This window comes from Kineococcus indalonis (genome assembly GCF_009906395.1).
Taxonomy (GTDB): domain Bacteria; phylum Actinomycetota; class Actinomycetes; order Actinomycetales; family Kineococcaceae; genus Kineococcus; species Kineococcus indalonis.
This window is the reverse complement of the sequence record NZ_JAAALM010000040.1, coordinates 1-14,891: the sequence shown is the minus strand read 5'-3', so window position 1 is coordinate 14,891 and position 14,891 is coordinate 1. Positions and strand designations below refer to the sequence as shown.

Here is a 14,891-nt window from a genome sequence, read left to right as displayed (position 1 = left end):
GACGTGGGCAGCGCGGGGACGGACGGGGCGGGTCGCAGCCAGAGCAAGGGCCTGGGGGCGGTGCCCCCGTGGGCCGTGCACGAGGGCGAGCTGGACGTCTCGGCGCTGGAGCGCACCGAGTCGCTGTTCGCCCTCTCGGACGGCCGGGTGGGAGTGCGCGGCTCGCTGGACGAGGGCTCCCCGTGCGGCAGCCCGGGCACCTACCTCAGCGGCGCGTACGAGCTGTGGCCCATGACGTACCCCGAGTACAGCTACGGCTACCCGCAGGTGCAGGAGCGCCTGGTCGCGGTGCCCGACCCCACGCTGGTGGAGCTGTTCGTGGGCGCCGAGCGCTTCGACGTGCGCACCGGCCAGCTGCACGAGCACGAGCGCACCCTGGACCTGCGCGCCGGGACGCTGCGCCGGGAGGTGGAGTGGACCTCCCCCGACGGCGCCCGGGTGCGGGTGCGCTCCGAGCGGGTGGTGCCGCTGCAGCGCCCCGGCCTGCTGGCGGTGGACTACCGGGTGAGCCCGGTGGGCGAGGCGCGCGAGGTGGAGGTGCGCTCGGCGGTGGTGTGCAGCGCGCAGCTGCACGAGCCGGTGGTGGAGCCCGTCGCGCGCGGCGGCAGCGTGCGCCAGCGCACCGACGGCAGCGCCCTGGCGGTGGCGGCGGTCGTCGACCACGACGTCACCGGCCCCGCCGACACCGAGGTGCGCACCCACGGCACCGCCGACCGCCTCGTCACCGTCGCCCGCGCCCGGCTGGCACCGGGCGAGGAGCTGCGGGTGGTGAAGCTCGTGGCGCTGGGATGGTCGGCGCAGGTGGACCGCGAGGCGCTGCTGGAGCAGCTGCGCACCGGCCTCACCGAGGGCCTGCGCGACGGCTGGGAGCACCTGGCCGCCGAGCAGCGCGCCGTCCTGGACGACTTCTGGGAGCACGCCGACGTGCGCGTGGACGGCGACGAGGAGCTGCAGCAGGCGGTGCGCTTCGCGCTGTTCCACGTCTTCCAGGCGGCCGCGCAGGCCACCGACCGCGGCATCCCCGCCAAGGGCCTGACCGGCACCGGCTACGACGGGCACACCTTCTGGGACACCGAGGTGTTCGTCATGCCGATGCTCAACCACGTGTGGCCGCAGGCCGCGCTGGAGGCGCTGCGCTGGCGGCACGCGATGCTGCCGGCGGCCAGGGAGCGGGCGCGCGAGCTGGGGCTGGCGGGCGCGACGTTCCCGTGGCGCACCATCACCGGCCGCGAGAGCTCGGGGTACTGGCCGGCCGGCACCGCGGCGGTGCACCTGAACGCCGACATCGCCGACGCGGCGGTGCGGCACGTGCACGCCACCGGCGACGAGGACGCCGCCCGCGACCTGGTCGCCGACCTCGTGCTGGAGACCGCCCGCACGTGGGTGGTGCTGGGCCGCGAGGACGAGCAGGGCCGCTTCCACGTCGACGGCGTCACCGGCCCGGACGAGTACAGCGCGCTGGTGGACGACAACGCGTACACGAACCTCATGGCGCAGGCGAACCTGCGCGCCGCCGTGGACCTCGCGGGGCGCTTCCCCGAGCGCGCGCGGGCGCTGGGCGTCACCGACGAGGAGGTCGCCGGCTGGACGCGGCTGGCCGACGCGGTGCACGTGCCGCGCGACCCGGCCACCGGCATGCCCACGCAGGACGAGGGCTGCACCCAGCGCAAGCGCTGGGACTTCGAGGGCACCTCCGGCGAGCAGTACCCGCTGGCCGACCACTTCCCGTACTTCAGCCTGTACCGACGCCAGGTCGCCAAGCAGGCCGACCTGGTGCTGGCGCTGCACCTGCGCCCGGAGGCGTTCACGGCGGAGGAGAAGCGCGCCGCGTTCGAGTACTACGAGGAGCTGACGGTGCGCGACTCCTCGCTGTCGGCGTCGGTGCAGGCCGTCGTCGCCGCCGAGGTCGGGCACCTGGGGCTGGCCGCGGACTACGCGCACGAGGCGGCGTTCGTGGACCTGCACGACCTGCGCGGCAAGACGCGCGACGGGCTGCACATCGCCTCCCTGGCCGGGGCGTGGCAGTCGCTGGTCGCCGGCTACGGCGGCATGCGCGACGCCGACGGGCGCCTGGCGTTCGCCCCGCGGCTGCCGGAGGGGCTGCGGGGGCTGTGCTTCCGCACCCGCCACCGCGGCTCCTGCCTGGAGGTCTCGATCGCCCGCGACGGCGAGGGGGACGGCGAGGAGGCCGAGGGCGGCGACGGCGGTGGCGGAGGGCAGCGGGCCACGTACACCGTCGTCAGCGGCGGGCCGGTGAGCACCTCCCACCACGGGGAGGGGTTCACCGTGGAGCCGGGCTCGCCGTGCACGTTCGCCGTGCCGGAGCTGCAGCCGCTGCCGCGCCCCTCCCAGCCGGCCGGGTGCGACCCGCGCGAGGTGCGCTCCCGCGCGCGCTGAGCGGGGCGCGCCGGTGTGAACTCCCGGTTTCGCGCCGGCGGCGCGCCGGGCGGGCGCGGCCGCGCCGGGGTGTGCGGCGGGCCCGGACCCGCGATGATGACCGACGACCGCCCACGCCCGGCGCGCGAGCCGGGCACGAGCTAGGCACTTGGAAGGACCCGCGATGCAGATCTGGCCCGGACGGCCGTACCCCCTGGGCGCCACGTACGACGGTGCGGGGACCAACTTCGCCCTCTTCTCCGAGGTGGCCGAGCGCGTCGAGCTGTGCCTGATCGACGACTCGGGCAAGGAGCAGCGCGTCGACCTGCCCGAGGTGGACGGCTTCGTCTGGCACGCCTACCTGCCCTCGGTCCTGCCCGGGCAGCGCTACGGCTACCGGGTGCACGGCCCCTTCCACCCCGAGAGCGGGGCGCGCTGCCAGCCGGAGAAGCTCCTGCTGGACCCCTACGCCAAGGCGATCGAGGGGCAGGTCGACGGGGACGAGTCCCTCTTCTCCTACCGCTTCGACGACAACTCCGTGGTCAACACCGACGACAGCCTGGGCCACACGATGCTCTCGGTGGTCGTCAACCCCTTCTTCGACTGGGGCAGCGACCGCCGGCCGGGGCACGAGTACCACGAGTCGGTGATCTACGAGGCCCACGTCAAGGGCCTCAGCCGGCTGCACCCGGACATCCCCGAGGACATCCGGGGCACCTACGCCGGCATGGCGCACCCGGCGATGATCGAGCACCTGACGCAGCTGGGGGTCACGGCGGTCGAGCTGATGCCGGTGCACCAGTTCGTGCAGGACACCCACCTGGTGGACAAGGGCCTGTCGAACTACTGGGGCTACAACACCATCGGCTTCTTCGCCCCGCACAACGCGTACTCCTCCACCGGCCAGCGCGGCCAGCAGGTGCAGGAGTTCAAGTCGATGGTGCGCGCGCTGCACGAGGCGAACATCGAGGTCATCCTCGACGTCGTCTACAACCACACCGCCGAGGGCAACCACATGGGCCCGACGCTGTGCTTCCGCGGCATCGACAACCAGGCGTACTACCGCCTGGTGGACGGCGACCAGAAGCACTACTTCGACACCACCGGCACCGGCAACAGCCTGCTGATGCGCTCCCCGCACGTCCTGCAGCTGATCATGGACTCGCTGCGGTACTGGGTGACGGACATGCACGTGGACGGCTTCCGCTTCGACCTGGCGGCGACGCTGGCCCGGCAGTTCCACGAGGTCGACCGGCTCAGCGCCTTCTTCGACCTGGTGCAGCAGGACCCGGTGGTCTCCCAGGTCAAGCTCATCGCCGAGCCGTGGGACGTCGGCGAGGGCGGCTACCAGGTCGGCGGGTTCCCCCCGCTGTGGACGGAGTGGAACGGCCGCTACCGCGACACGGTGCGCGACTTCTGGCGCGGTGAGCCCGGCACCCTGGCGGAGTTCGCCAGCCGCATCACCGGCTCCTCGGACCTGTACGAGCACTCCGGGCGCAAGCCGATCGCCAGCATCAACTTCGTCACCGCGCACGACGGCTTCACGATGCGCGACCTCGTCTCGTACAACGACAAGCACAACGAGGCCAACGGCGAGGGCGGCGCGGACGGCGAGAGCCACAACCGCTCCTGGAACTGCGGCGTCGAGGGCCCCACGGACGACCCGGAGATCGTCGCGCTGCGCGCGCGCCAGCACCGCAACCTGCTGACCACGCTCCTGCTGAGCCAGGGCGTGCCGATGATCCTGCACGGGGACGAGCTGGGCCGGACGCAGGCGGGCAACAACAACGTCTACTGCCAGGACAACGAGCTGGCCTGGGTGGACTGGAAGCTGGACGCCCCCCAGCGCGAGCTGCTGGAGTTCGCCCGCCGCGTGGTGCAGCTGCGCCGCACCGAGCCGGTCTTCCAGCGCCGCCGCTTCTTCGCCGGCGACGCCGGGCACGGCGGCGAGAGCGAGATCGGCGACATCGAGTGGTTCGCCGCCGACGGGACCGAGATGACCGGGGCGGACTGGGGCGACGCCGCCCAGCGCTGCGTCATGGTCTTCCTCAACGGCGAGGCCATCCCCGAGCCGGACCGGCGCGGGGAGCGCATCGTCGGCGACTCGTTCCTCGTCATGTACAACCCCTCGCACGAGGCGGTGGAGTTCACCCTGCCGGAGAAGGCCTACGGCGACGGGTGGCGCCCGCGCCTGGACACCGCCGACGACCAGGTGGGCCTGGTCTCCATCTTCACCGAGGAGTCGGCGTTCTCGCCGGGCACGACGCTGCCCGTCGCGGCCCGCTCCGTGCTCGTGCTGGCCCGTGAACCGCTGGGAGAGAAGTGACCGACCCGACCTACCGCCCCGCCGTCGTCCCGACGAGCACCTACCGCTTCCAGGTGCAGCCGGCGTTCACCTTCGACGACGCCGCCGCCCAGGCCGAGCACCTGCAGCGCCTGGGGGTCAGCCACGCCTACCTCTCGCCGGTGCTGGCCCCGGCGGAGGGCTCCACCCACGGCTACGACGTGGTGGACCACTCCCGCCTGAACGAGGAGGCCGGCGGGCGCGCCGGCTTCGACCGCCTCGTGGCCGCCCTGCGCGGCGCCGGGCTGGCCGCCGTCGCCGACGTGGTGCCCAACCACATGGCGGTGCCCACCCCCGCGCACGACAACGCCCAGCTGTGGTCGGTGCTCAAGGAGGGCCCGCGCTCGCCGTACGCGCGCTGGTTCGACGTGGACTGGTCGGTGCAGGACCGCGCCATCCTCATGGCGGTGCTGGGCCAGCGCATCGGGCAGGTGCTCGCCGCCGGCGAGCTGAGCCTGGGCACGCGCTCCACGCCGGAGGGCGAGGAGCGCGTGCTGCGCTACTACGACCACGTCTTCCCCGTGCGCCCGGGCACCGAGGACCTGCCGCTGGCGCAGCTGGTGGACCGCCAGTGGTACCGGCTGGCGCACTGGCGGGTGGCCGACGAGGAGCTGAACTACCGGCGCTTCTTCGACGTGGACACCCTGGCCGCGATCCGCGTGGAGGACCGCGAGGTCTTCGACGCCTCGCACGCGCTGCTGCTGGAGCTGGTGGGCCGCGGCGACCTGCAGGGCCTGCGCATCGACCACCCCGACGGCCTGGCCGACCCGCGCGGGTACCTGCGGTGGCTGGCCGAGGCCACCTCGAGCGCCACCGGCGACGGCAGCGCGTGGGTCGTGGTGGAGAAGATCCTGGAGGGCGAGGAGGTGCTGCCGGCGGACTGGGCGTGCGCGGGCACCACCGGCTACGACGCGCTGCAGCGCGTGGGCGGGCTGTTCCTGGACCCCGCCGGCGCCGAGCCGCTGACCGAGCAGTACACCGCCCTGACCGGCGAGACCGGCACCTTCCAGGCGGTGGTGGACAACGCCAAGCGCGAGGTCGTCGAGCACGGCCTGTACGCCGAGGTGCACCGCCTGGTGGACCTGCTCTCGGGCATCTGCCACGACGACGTCGACCTGCGCGACCACACCCGCCGGGGCCTGCACGAGTGCGTCGTGGAGCTGCTGGTGGCCTTCCACCAGTACCGCGCCTACGTGGTGCCCGGCGAGCCCGCCCCGCCGGAGGCGGTGCGCGTGGTCGAGGGCGCCGCCGAGCACGCCCGCGCCCACCTGCCCGAGGAGCGCCACGACACCCTGCAGGTGGTGGTGGACCTGGCCCTGGGCCGCGCCGGGGACGCGGCGGACCCGCGGGCGGCCGAGTTCGTGGTGCGCTTCCAGCAGACCTGCGGGCCGGTGATGGCCAAGGGCATCGAGGACACCTCGTTCTACCGCTGGTTCCGGCTGTCCTCGCTCAACGAGGTGGGCGGCGACCCCACGCGCTTCGGCACCTCCCCGGAGGAGTTCCACTCCTTCTGCTCGGCGCTGGCGCGCGACTGGCCGGCGGCCATGACCACGCTGTCCACCCACGACACCAAGCGCAGCGAGGACGTGCGCGCGCGCCTGTCGGTGCTGTCCGAGCTGACCGAGGAGTGGGGCGCGGCGCTGGCGCGCTGGCGCGAGCTGGCCGCCGAGCACCGCGCCGGCGAGCTGGACGCGCGCACCGAGCTGCTGGTGTGGCAGACGCTCTTCGGCACCTGGGGCGAGGGCCCGATCGGCGCCGAGCGGCTGCTGGGCTACCTGCAGAAGGCCACCCGCGAGGCCAAGGACCACACGACGTGGACCTCGCCGGACGAGGCGTACGAGCACGCGGTGGAGCGCTTCGCCACCGGCGTGCTCGGTGACGAGGCCGTCCTGGCCGCGGTGCGCGAGTTCGTCGAGGAGACCGCGGCGGTGGCGCGCGTGGCGGTGCTGGGGCAGAAGTTCGTGCAGCTGGCCATGCCCGGCGTACCCGACGTCTACCAGGGCACCGAGCTGGTCGACCTCTCGCTGGTCGACCCCGACAACCGCCGCCCGGTGGACTACGCCGACCGCGCCCGGCGCCTGGCCGCGCTGGACGGCGGCTCGGCCCCGGCGGACCTGCACGACGAGAAGCTGCTCGTCGTCTCGCGCACCCTGCGCGCGCGCCGCGAGCACCCGGAGCTGTTCGTCGGCGAGGACGCCGGGTACTCCCCCGTGCCCACCACGACCGGCCACGCCCTGGCGTTCGGGCGCGGACCGGTCGGCGCGCCCGGCGCCATCGCGGTGACCACCCGCCTGCCCGTGTCGCTGCAGCGCCACGGCGGCTGGGGCGAGCACACCCTGTCGCTGCCCGAGGGCACCTGGCGCGACGAGTTCACCGGCGCCACCGTGCCCGGCGGCGCCGTGCGCATCGCCGACGTCCTCGGCGACCTGCCGGTGGCGCTGCTGGTGCGCCGGGGCTGAGCCCCGCCGGCGGCCCGGCGCCCCCTCGCGGGCGCCGAGTCGCCGGAGCGCGCCCGGTCCGACAGGGTTGCCCCATGGAGTTCGGGGTGTGGGCGCCGCAGGCGCAGCAGGTGGACCTTCTGGTGGGCGAGGACGCGGCGCGCCACGCGATGCGCCGCAGCGACAGCCCGCGCGAGGGCTGGTGGACGGTGGGCGTGGACGGCGCCGGGCACGGCACCCGCTACGCGTTCTCCCTCGACGGCGGCGACGCGCGCCCCGACCCGCGCTCGGGCTGGCAGCCCGAGGGCGTGCACGCCGCCAGCGCCGTGGTCGACCCGTCGGCGTTCTCCTGGAGCGACGGCTCCTGGAGCGGGCGCGAGGCGCGCGGGGCGGTGTTCTACGAGCTGCACGTGGGCACCTTCACCCCCGAGGGCACCTTCGCGGCGGCCGCGCAGCGGCTGGACCACCTCGTCGAGCTCGGCGTGGACGTCGTGGAGGTCCTCCCCGTCTCGGCGTGGGACGGGCCGTGGAACTGGGGCTACGACGGCGTGGCCCCGTACGCGGTGCAGCACGAGTACGGCGGCCCGGAGGGCTTCGCGGCCTTCGTCGACGCTTGCCACGCCAAGGGCCTGGCCGTGGCCCTGGACTGCGTCTACAACCACCTGGGCCCCAGCGGCAACTACCTGGGCGAGTTCGGGCCGTACTTCACCGACAAGCACGACACCCCCTGGGGTGCGGCGGTCAACCTCGACGACACCGGTTCGGTGGAGGTGCGCCGCTGGATCTGCGACAACGCCCTGCGCTGGTTCCGCGACTTCCACGTCGACGCGCTGCGCCTGGACGCCGTGCACGCCCTCGTCGACGACTCCCCCACCCACGTGCTCGCCCAGCTCGCCGACGAGGTCGCCGAGCTGTCGGCGCAGCTGGGGCGGCCGCTGTCGCTGGTGGCCGAGTCCGACCTCAACGACGCGGCGATGGTCACCCCCACCGCCGAGGGCGGCTCCGGCATGACCGCCCAGTGGGACGACGACGTGCACCACGCCCTGCACGCCCTGCTGACGGGTGAGCGCCAGGGCTACTACGGCGACTTCGGCTCCCCGGAGGTGCTGAAGACGACGTTCGAGGAGGCGTTCTTCCACGCCGAGCGGTTCTCCAGCTTCCGCGGGGAGGTGTGGGGCAGGAGGGTCGACCGGGCGCGGGTGCCGGGCACGGCGTTCCTGGGGTACCTGCAGACCCACGACCAGGTCGGCAACCGCGCGGTGGGCGAGCGCATCGGGCACCTGCTCAGCGAGGCGCGCCTGGCCGCCGGCGCCGCGCTGTACCTGCTGGGGCCCTTCACCCCGATGCTGTTCATGGGCGAGGAGTGGAACGCCTCCACGCCGTGGCAGTTCTTCACCTCCTTCCCCGACCCCGAGCTGGGCCAGGCCGTCAGCCGCGGGCGGCGCTCGGAGTTCGGCGAGCACGGCTGGAGCGCCGAGGACGTGCCCGACCCGCAGGACCCGGCGACGAAGGAGCGCTCGGTGCTGCGCTGGGAGGAGGTCGGGCAGGAGCCGCACGCACGGGTGCTGCAGTGGTACCGCACCCTGACCCGGCTGCGTCGCGAGGTGCCCGACCTGCGCGCCGACGACCTGAGCGCGGTGCGCGTGGACGTGGCCGGCGGGGCGCTGGTGCTGCACCGCGGCTCGCACCGCGTCGTCGTCTCCCTGGGCGGGGGCGAGGACGTGGAGGTCGACGGGGCGCCGCTGGAGGTGCTGGCGGCGTTCCCCGCCGGCCCGGAGCCGGAGCTGCTCGCCGGGGGCGTGCGCCTGCTCGGCGAGGGCGTCGCCGTGGTGCGCGTGGCGTGAGCGGGTCCGGCACCGGCCGGCAGCGTGCCGAGCAGGTGCGGCGGGCCGCGGTGCGGCTCGCCGCCCTGGCCCAGGACGGGCTGGCGTACTCCGTCGGCGACGCCACCAAGGACTACGACACCGCGCGCTACCGGCAGATCGCCGAGCTGGCCGCGCGGCTGCTGACGGCCGTGTCCGACACGCCCGTGGAGGAGCTGCGCCTCGTGCTGGGCCGCGACGCCGGCTACGCCACCCCCAAGGTGGACGTGCGCGCCGGCGTGGTGGACGAGCACGGGCGGCTGCTGATGCTGCGCGAGCGCAGCGACGGGCTGTGGTCGCTGCCCGGGGGGTGGGTGGACCCCGGCGACCGCCCGGGCGAGGCCGCGGTGCGCGAGGTGCTGGAGGAGACCGGCTTCCCCGTGGAGGTCACCAAGCTGGTGGCCGTGTGGGAGCGCGACGTGCGCGGCAAGCAGCCGCCGCTGCCGGTGTCGGTGTTCCACCTGTTCTTCCTGTGCCGGCCCGTGGGCGGGCCGGTGCCCGCGCAGGACCTGGAGACCCTGGAGGTCGGCTGGTTCGGCCTGGACGAGCTGCCGGAGCTGTCCGGCGCGCGGGTGACCCGCGCGGAGCTGGAGCGGGTGCTGGCGCACCACCGGGACCCCTCGCTGCCGGCGGAGTGGGACTAGGCTCCGCCCTTGTCGCCAGCGGTTCGCAACAGGCTGGACCGCGGCGCCGCGCCAGCGAGGAGCCGCCCGTGCCCGACCGCCCCGCCCGCACCACCCCCGCCCGCGCCGCGGGCCGGCGCTGGGACCGCCGCGACACCCGCAGGCTGGCGCGCCTGCTCGGCGTCGTGGCCGCCCTGCACGCGGTGGGCTGGGGGGTGCTCGGGCTGCTCGTCGTGCCGCGGGAGTTCTCCGTGGGCGAGCAGGTCTTCGGCTGGGGCCTGGGGGTGACCGCCTACGTCTTCGGCGTGCGGCACGCCTTCGACGCCGACCACATCGCCGTCATCGACGGCACCACCCGCAAGCTCACCGGCGACGGGCAGCGACCGCTGTCGGTGGGCTTCTGGTTCTCCCTGGGCCACTCCAGCGTCGTCTTCGCCATGGCGCTGCTCGTGGCCGCCGGCGTGCGCTCCGCCTCCGGGCTGGTGCGCGAGGGCAGCGCCGCCCACGACGCGCTGGGCACCTTCGGCACCACCGCCGCCGGGGTGTTCCTGTGGGTGATCGGCCTGGTCAACCTCGCCGCCCTGGCCGGCATCGCGCGCACCGCCCTGCGGCGCCGGCGGGGGGAGCTGGACGACGCGGCCCTGCACCAGCACCTGGCCCTCGACGGGGCCCTGGCGCGGCTGCTGCGCCGGGCCACCGCCCGCATCCGCTCCCCGCGGCAGGTCTACCCCGCCGGGCTGCTGATGGGGCTGGGCTTCGACACCGCCACCGAGGTCGCGCTGCTCGTGCTGGCCGGCACCGCCGCCGTGGCGCTGCCCTGGTACGCCGTGCTGGTGCTGCCGGTGCTCTTCGCCGCCGGCATGAGCCTGTTCGACACCCTCGACGGGGCGCTGGTCAACGTCGCCTACGACTGGGCGCTGGCCGACCCGCTGCGCCGGCTGGCCTACAACGCCGTGGTCACCGGGGTCTCGGTGGCCGTGGCGCTGGCCATCGGCACCGTGCAGCTGGTCTCCGTCGCGCGCGAGAGCCTGGGGCTGCACGACGCGCTCTCCGGGTGGGTGGCCGGGCTGGACACCGGGTACGTCGGCTACGCGGTGGCCGCGCTGTTCGTGCTGGTGTGGCTGGGCGCGCTGGCCTGGTGGCGCCTGGCGCGCACCGCGCCGGCGGCCGGTGGGCCGGCCGCCGGCTAGACCACCGGCCCAGCCGCCGGCTAGACCACCGGCCCAGCCGCCGGCTGCGCCAGGGCGGCGCCGTCGCGCGCCAGGGCCGACAGGCGCGAGACCGCCCGCAGGTACTTCTTGCGGTAGCCGCCGTGCAGCAGCTCGTCGGTGAAGACGGCGTCGAAGGGCACCCCCGAGGCGGCCACGGGGATGTCGCGGTCGTAGAGGCGGTCGGCCAGGACCACCAGCCGCAGGCCCACCATCTGGTCCGAGACGGTGCCCACCCCGCGCAGGCACACCGCGGCGGTGTCGCGCACCATCGCCCCGTACCGGCTGGGGTGCACCTGCGCCAGGTGCGCCAGGACCGCGCCGAAGTCGTCCAGCGTGGCGCCGGCCCGCTCGGCGGCGACCCGCTCCACGGCGGCGTCGTCCAGCGGCGCCGGGGCCGCGGGCAGGCCGCGGTGGCGGTAGTCCTCCCCGTCCACGCGCTGCACGGCGAACTGCCCGGCCAGGGCCTGGATCTCGCGCTGGAAGTCCTGCGCGGCGAAGCGCCCCTCGCCCAGCGCCCCGGGCAGCGTGTTGGAGGTGGCCGCGAGCTTGACGTCGCGGTCGACGAGCTCGCGCATCAGCCGCGACATCAGCACGGTGTCGCCGGGGTCGTCGAGCTCGAACTCGTCGATGCACACCAGGTCGTGCGGGGCCAGGGCGTCCACGGCCTGCCGGAAGCCCAGGGCGCCGACGAGGTTGGTGTACTCCACGAACGTGCCGTACGCCGCGGTGCGCCCGCCCTCGGTGACGACCTGGTGGTACAGCGAGGACAGCAGGTGCGTCTTGCCGACGCCGAAGCCGCCGTCGAGGTAGATGCCCGGGGCGCCCTGCGGGGCGCTGCGCCGCTTGAACAGCCCCGCCAGCCCGCCGCCGCGAGCGCGCCCGCCGCCGTCGAGCACGCGCTCGCCGAAGGCGCTCATGCCCGCCACCGCCTGGGCCTGGGTGGGCTGGTCGGGGGCCGGCACGTAGCTGGCGAAGCGCACGTCGGCGAAGCGCGGCGGCGGCACCAGCTCGGCCACCAGCTGCTGCGGCGGCACCCGCGGGTCGCGCTCGGCGAGGGAGCCGGCGCTCCGCCGCCCCGGCTGCACGGGCGTCTCCTCGGGTCGGCTCACCCCCGACACCTTAGTTCGGCCCGGTGCCGCGGCGAGCCGGGAGGCGGCGGGCCCGGCGGCGCGCGGGGGCGTGCGCGCCGTCTGGCAGGATCGCGCGGCGACGGGAACGCCGGCGCGCCGCGCGGTGTTGTCCCGTCGAGCGGGCGCGAGCCCGCCGGACGCGAGACGCCCCCACCCAGGAGGACGACAGTGGCCCTGCCCCACGACGGCGACGAGAAGCTCGCCGCCTACGCCCACCCCGAGAAGCTCGTCACGACCGCCTGGCTGGCCGAGCACCTCGGCGAGCCGGGCCTGAAGGTCGTGGAGAGCGACGAGGACGTGCTGCTGTGGGACACCGGCCACGTCCCCGGCTCGGTGAAGGTGGACTGGCACACCGAGCTCAACGACCCCGTCACCCGCGACTACGTCGACGGGGCGGGCTTCGCGGCGCTGATGTCGCGCAAGGGCATCTCGCGCGAGGACACCGTGGTGATCTACGGCGACAAGAACAACTGGTGGGCCGCGTACGCGCTGTGGGTGTTCACCCTCTTCGGCCACCCGGACGTGCGCCTGCTGGACGGCGGGCGCGCCAAGTGGATCGCCGAGGGCCGCGAGACCACCACCGAGGCCCCCGAGCCGCAGCCGGCGGACTACCCCGTCGTGGAGCGCCAGGACGCCCCGGTGCGCGCCTTCAAGGAGGACGTGCTCGCCCACCTGGGCGGCAAGCTCGTCGACGTGCGCTCTCCCCAGGAGTACACCGGCGAGCGCACCCACATGCCCGACTACCCCCAGGAGGGCACCGTGCGCGGCGGGCACATCCCCGGCGCCGACAGCGTGCCGTGGGCGCGCGCCGCCGCCGAGGACGGCACCTTCAAGCCCCGCGCGGAGCTGGAGGGCATCTACCAGCAGGAGAAGGGCCTGGCGCCCGACGACGACGTCATCGCCTACTGCCGCATCGGCGAGCGCTCCAGCCACACGTGGTTCGTGCTCACCCACCTGCTGGGCTTCGAGAAGGTCCGCAACTACGACGGCTCCTGGACCGAGTGGGGCAACGCGGTGCGCGTGCCCATCGCCACCGGCCCGGACAAGGGCGAGGTCCCGGCGGTGCGGCGGTGAGCGAGGACCCCTTCTCCCCCACCGCCGGCCTGCCGCCCGCCATGGCGCAGATCGTCGAGGAGTTCCAGGCCCTGCCCGAGCGCGAGCGCCTGCAGCTGCTGCTGGAGTTCAGCAAGGAGCTGCCGGCGCTGCCGGAGCACCTGGCCGGGCACCCCGAGCTCATGGAGCGCGTCGACGAGTGCCAGTCGCCGGTGTTCGTCAACGTGGAGGTCGACGAGTCCTCCGCGGTGCACCTGCACGTGTCCGCGCCGCAGGAGGCGCCCACCACCCGCGGGTTCGCCGGCGTGCTGCGCGAGGGCCTGGAGGGCCTGCCCGCCGAGCAGGTGCTCGACCTGCCCCCGGACGTGTGCTCGCGCCTGGGCCTGGAGCGGGCCGTCAGCCCGCTGCGCATGCGCGGCATGACCGGGATGCTCGCCCGCGTCAAGCGCCAGGTGCGCCTGGCCACCGCGGCGGCCTGAGCGAGCAGCGGCCCGAGCGGCCGTCCCGGGCGGCCGCCGCCCCGACGAGGAGGCGCCCGCCACCGGCGGGCAGCACGAGGAGAGGCACGTGAGCGAGGTCCAGCAGTCCGGCAGCACGACACCGCGCCCGCGCCGGGAGCCGGCGGCGCAGCACCCGTCGCTGCCGGTGGTGCGGGTCGCGGAGGCGAACCTGCCCACCACGCGCGGCACGTTCCGCGCCGTGGCCTACCGGCAGGCCGACGGGGTGGAGCACCTGGCGCTGGTGGCCGGCGAGCTCGGCGACGGGCACGACGTCCTGGTGCGCCTGCACTCCGAGTGCCTCACCGGCGACGTGCTCGGCTCGCTGCGCTGCGACTGCGGCCCGCAGCTGGACGCCGCGCTGGCCGCGGTGCGCGAGCGCGGCCGCGGCGTGGTGCTGTACCTGCGCGGGCAGGAGGGCCGCGGCATCGGCCTGGCCGAGAAGATCGCCGCCTACGCCCTGCAGGAGCGCGGGCGCGACACCGTCGAGGCCAACCTCGACCTCGGCCTGCCCGTGGACGCGCGCGACTACACCGGCGCCGCGGCGGTGCTGCGCGACCTCGGGGTGCGCAGCGTGGAGCTGATGACGCACAACCCGGTGAAGGTGGAGGCGCTGCGCGGCCACGGCGTGCCCGTCACCGCCCGCCGGGACCTGCCGGTGGCGCAGACCAGCGACAACGTGCGCTACCTGCGCACCAAGCGCGACCGGATGGGGCACCGGCTGCCGGGCGTGTCCTGACACCCCGCCGGCGGCTCAGCCGCCGGCGCGCAGGTGCTGCAGGACCGCCACCACCCGCCGGTTCTCCTCCGGCGTCGGGGGCAGGTCCAGCGCGGTGAACACCCCGGCGACGTGCTTCTCCACCGCGCGCTCGCCCACCACGAGGCGCCGGGCGATGGCCGCGTTGGACAGGCCCTCCGCCATCAGCCCCAGCACCTCCCGCTCGCGCGGCGTCAGCCGGTCCAGGCCGGCGTCCGCGCGGCCGGCGCGCACGAGCTGCTGCACCACCGTGGGGTCCAGCGCCGTGCCGCCGGCCGCGACCCGCTCCAGCGCGTCGAGGAACTCCGCGGAGTCGGCCACCCGGTCCTTCAGCAGGTAGCCCAGCCCGGCCGTGGAGTGCGCCAGCAGGTCCGCCGCCGCGCGCGCCTCGACGTACTGGGAGAAGACCACCACCGCCGTGCCGGGGAAGCGGCGGCGGCACTCCAGCGCCGCGCGCAGCCCCTCGTCGGTGTGCGTGGGCGGCATGCGCACGTCCACCACCGCGACGTCGGGCCGGTGCTCGCGCACCGCCTCCACCAGCGCCGCGCCGTCGGCCACGGCCCGCACGACCCGGTGCCCGCGCAGCTCCACCAACCGCAC

At 75.1% G+C, this 14,891-nt stretch carries 10 protein-coding genes and 1 pseudogene; 9 read left to right on the top strand and 2 right to left on the bottom strand.

All coding sequences use genetic code 11. From position 1 onward, the window contains the following. Window positions 1–3 precede the first annotated feature (3 nt). From GTR00_RS03975 to GTR00_RS03950, 6 genes are all read left to right on the top strand, one after another. On the top strand, window positions 4–2,397 hold the full coding sequence (locus tag GTR00_RS03975; RefSeq protein WP_407659596.1) for a glycoside hydrolase family 65 protein: 2,394 nt from the start codon (window positions 4–6) through the stop codon (window positions 2,395–2,397). Between the two features lie 163 nt (window positions 2,398–2,560). Then, a complete protein-coding gene (gene glgX, locus GTR00_RS03970) occupies window positions 2,561–4,702 on the top strand; it encodes a glycogen debranching protein GlgX (protein WP_166610343.1) in 2,142 nt (713 codons plus the stop codon). After that, on the top strand, window positions 4,699–7,179 hold the full coding sequence (treY, locus tag GTR00_RS03965; RefSeq protein WP_166610342.1) for a malto-oligosyltrehalose synthase: 2,481 nt from the start codon (window positions 4,699–4,701) through the stop codon (window positions 7,177–7,179). Before glgX ends, treY begins: the two co-directional genes overlap by 4 nt. A gap of 74 nt (window positions 7,180–7,253) precedes the next feature. Next, window positions 7,254–9,002 carry a malto-oligosyltrehalose trehalohydrolase gene (gene treZ, locus GTR00_RS03960; protein ID WP_166610341.1) on the top strand — a complete coding sequence of 583 codons (1,749 nt, stop codon included), beginning with the start codon at window positions 7,254–7,256 and terminating at the stop codon, window positions 9,000–9,002. Continuing rightward, window positions 8,999–9,664 (top strand): NUDIX hydrolase N-terminal domain-containing protein, encoded by a 666-nt coding sequence (locus tag GTR00_RS03955; protein ID WP_166610340.1) that lies wholly within the window; start codon window positions 8,999–9,001, stop codon window positions 9,662–9,664. The genes treZ and GTR00_RS03955 overlap by 4 nt, the downstream gene beginning before the upstream one ends. Before the next feature lie 68 nt (window positions 9,665–9,732). After that, window positions 9,733–10,833 carry a HoxN/HupN/NixA family nickel/cobalt transporter gene (locus GTR00_RS03950; RefSeq protein WP_166610339.1) on the top strand — a complete coding sequence of 367 codons (1,101 nt, stop codon included), beginning with the start codon at window positions 9,733–9,735 and terminating at the stop codon, window positions 10,831–10,833. A 20-nt stretch (window positions 10,834–10,853) separates the two neighbouring features. On the opposite strand, the gene zapE is transcribed toward GTR00_RS03950, so the two are convergent. Continuing rightward, a complete protein-coding gene (gene zapE / locus GTR00_RS03945; protein ID WP_323132193.1) occupies window positions 10,854–11,963 on the bottom strand; it encodes a cell division protein ZapE in 1,110 nt (369 codons plus the stop codon). A 189-nt stretch (window positions 11,964–12,152) separates the two neighbouring features. Here zapE and GTR00_RS03940 point away from each other — a divergent pair, with 189 nt between their 5' ends. The 3 genes and pseudogenes from GTR00_RS03940 to ribA all read left to right on the top strand — a co-directional run. Next, on the top strand, window positions 12,153–13,058 hold the full coding sequence (locus tag GTR00_RS03940) for a sulfurtransferase (RefSeq protein WP_166610338.1): 906 nt from the start codon (window positions 12,153–12,155) through the stop codon (window positions 13,056–13,058). 41 nt (window positions 13,059–13,099) lie between these two features. After that, complete coding sequence (locus GTR00_RS03935) at window positions 13,100–13,516, top strand: SufE family protein (RefSeq protein ID WP_166610344.1); 417 nt, start codon at window positions 13,100–13,102, stop codon at window positions 13,514–13,516. A gap of 157 nt (window positions 13,517–13,673) precedes the next feature. Next, window positions 13,674–14,273 (top strand): annotated as a pseudogene (gene ribA, locus GTR00_RS03930) (GTP cyclohydrolase II); the annotation flags it as partial. Window positions 14,274–14,288: 15 nt separating this feature from the next. Here the strand turns inward: ribA and GTR00_RS03925 are convergent. Further along, window positions 14,289–14,891 (bottom strand): LuxR C-terminal-related transcriptional regulator (locus GTR00_RS03925; protein WP_205704994.1); only part of this gene is annotated, 603 nt, incomplete at its 5' end.